Origin of the sequence: Paracoccus sp. J55, assembly GCF_000513975.1 — a bacterium.
Lineage (GTDB): Bacteria > Pseudomonadota > Alphaproteobacteria > Rhodobacterales > Rhodobacteraceae > Paracoccus.
Genome location: NZ_AZVA01000064.1, coordinates 1 through 2,558, shown reverse-complemented (window position 1 = coordinate 2,558; position 2,558 = coordinate 1). Strand labels below are relative to the sequence as shown.

The window sequence follows — 2,558 nt, the reverse complement described above, 5'->3', positions numbered from 1 at the left end:
GCTATGTGGCCAGCGCGCGCGCCATGGCGCACCCCCCAACTGGCCGGACTTTACGCCGCCGCCCCGGCCGACTTTTGCTCCGCCGTTGACAGTCGGCCCTGCCCTGCGCGTTAACTGCCGTTTGGGCGGCATAGAACAGCCCCCCGAACAGCATGGATGACATGAAGGCCGAGAAGGTTTCCCAATCGCGGTGATGGATGCCGGCCAGAAGTTGCTTCGAGTAGGCCGCCAACATGAAGGACCGGAACTGGAAGACCGTCTTGCCAAGCTCCTTGGTCATAAAGGCCGGCATGTTGCCGGGGTCGTTCTCCTGCACGGACCTCTTGGCCCACCTATCGACCCCGTTAACGAAAGCGTTCCGGGCATCCAGATCGTCCCACTTCTCGATGTTGATGCGGGAGACCTTCCGGCCCAGCAGGCCCGTTGTCTGGTCCACATGCTTCTGCAACTGGGCTTGGATGCGTGGGTGAAGCTCGTCGGAAATTCCGAGGGCTCGCAGCCGCTTCTGGTTGATCGGGCGTCGACCCGTGGCGTCATCCATGAACCGCTGGACCAGAACCCTGCCGTTGAGGCGCTGAAGGACCATGTTGATGTGCGCCATCCCTGAGGAAACGGAGGTGACCATCTTGCCCCGCTGAAGGGTGTGATCCAGCAGTTGCATCTTGGTGGACCCGAAGTCGCGACCCTCGAAGGTGCCTCCGTAGATGTCGTCCATCTTGACGTGAGGGCTGGACCGAACGGTGTCCGTTCCGAAGCCCCAGATAGCCTCTATCTCGTTGAACAGGTCATCGCTGAACTTACCGGTGCGGGCCGAGGCGAAGATGTGCCGCAGGGCCGGGATGTTCTGCATCAGCGCCCGGAAGCCACCGTTGCCGATGACGCTGCCGAGTTCCGACAACTGGGCCACACCAAGCTGGCCGCCGATGCGTGTGAAGTTGTAATCCCGCAGCAGGCGCATGGCTTCACGCGCATCGCTGGGCCGCTCCTGAGCGATACCCGCCACGGCCCGGTAGAGGGATTCCAAGCGGGCCTCCGCGCGGTTCCAGTCAGCACGGGAACCCTTGTGGTTCTCCGCAGCGTAACGCTTGATGGAGGACCAGGAAGGGGCGTGGTTCGGAAGGTTCCCCTCGGTGTCCGGGACCTTGAAGTTCGAGAAGGCTTCCTCGATCTCCCCGGCTCCGATGACCGAACGGGCATACTGGGTGAACAGCATCTCCGCATCGTTCTCAAGGAAGTCCTCGATCCCGATGCCGTTAGGGTTCCCCGCCAAGGGGATGCGGTGGGTCTCGTCAAGGTCCATGCGGAACTTGGCCTCGCTGAGCCTACCTTTGTCGCCCTTATCCTGCTTCAGGCGGATGGCGTCGGTGATGCGGTCAATCGCCGCCTCGTCCATCCCCGCCCCGTCCAGCATGTCCCGCAGCGCCGTCATGTCGTCGCCGTTGAAGGCCCGGTGGACGTTGAAGTCCCCATACTTCCGGCTGCGGATGGACTTGACGTAGGCCGAGGCGAGGTCGAGGGCGGTTTCGTAGTCCAGTTCGTCCACCACCCTGCCCGCCTGCCGCGCCCGGTTCATGCGCGCGCGGTTGGCCTTCATCATGCTCTCGGCCACCAAGCGGTTCACCGTCCCGGCCCCGTGGGCTTCCACCAGGTCGTCCAGCCTCTCCGCCCGAAAGCGGCGGGTCATGTAGTTGTAATTGTCCTTGATTTCCGAGAAGCCCCGGATGTTCTTGTCCCGGCCATATTCCAGCAGGTCCTTGAACTCCTTCTTCATCCGGGCCGCAACCTTCTGGACATGGGGGTTCCCGTCAGCGTCCAACTCCCGGCGCACCGCAAGGCCCACCTCGCGGTTGAACTCGCCGCGAACCGAGGGGTCCCACATGTGCCGCCAGCGGGCAGTCTTCCCGGTCTCTCTCGCCCAGTCCGAGAAGGCTTGGTCATAGGTCCGGTAGAAGCGGGACGTGCGGACGCGCATCTCACGGGCCACGTTCTCGCTGGCTGCCCGGATGTTCACCGAACCATCGGCATTGCCCACAGCATCTTCGCCCAACTGGGCCGCGATCTGCCGGATTACCGGGTTCTCATTCTGCTTCAGGACCCCCACCATGTCGAACCGCATGGAGCCCATGGCCGACTTCGGGGCATCCGCAAAGCGTTCCCCGATGAACTCGCCGGGGGACAGCTTCGGGTCGGGCAGCGGGGTGGCTCGGGCGGCACCGGCAGAGCCGTTGTTGGGAAGATGAAGGGCGGCCACCATCGGGTTGTCGTCCACATGCTTCACCCACTTGGCCGCCTCGTGCATCATCTGGGGTTCCATGCCGGTGCGCCCGAAGGCGGCGAAACCACCGCCGAGGGCCATGCCAGCCGCCGCAGCATAGGCGACGTTCTCCCATTCCCGGACTGGGGACTGCGAGAGGAGGTAGGCTTAGGGCGGCGTTCGTCCCGGCTGCCGCAGCGCCGCCACGAAGTGTCAACGGCGGAGCAAAAGTCGGCCGGGGCGGCGGCGTAAAGTCCGGCCAGTTGGGGGGTGCGCCATGGCGCGCGCGCTGGCCACATAGCTG

At 64.3% G+C, this 2,558-nt stretch carries 1 protein-coding gene; it reads right to left on the bottom strand.

Going from position 1 to position 2,558, the window contains the following annotated elements:
- Nucleotide 1 precedes the first annotated feature (1 nt).
- A complete protein-coding gene (locus PARJ55_RS0120560) occupies nt 2-2,356 on the bottom strand; it encodes a hypothetical protein (protein WP_028714665.1) in 2,355 nt (784 codons plus the stop codon).
- Between the last annotated feature and the right edge of the window lie 202 nt (nt 2,357-2,558).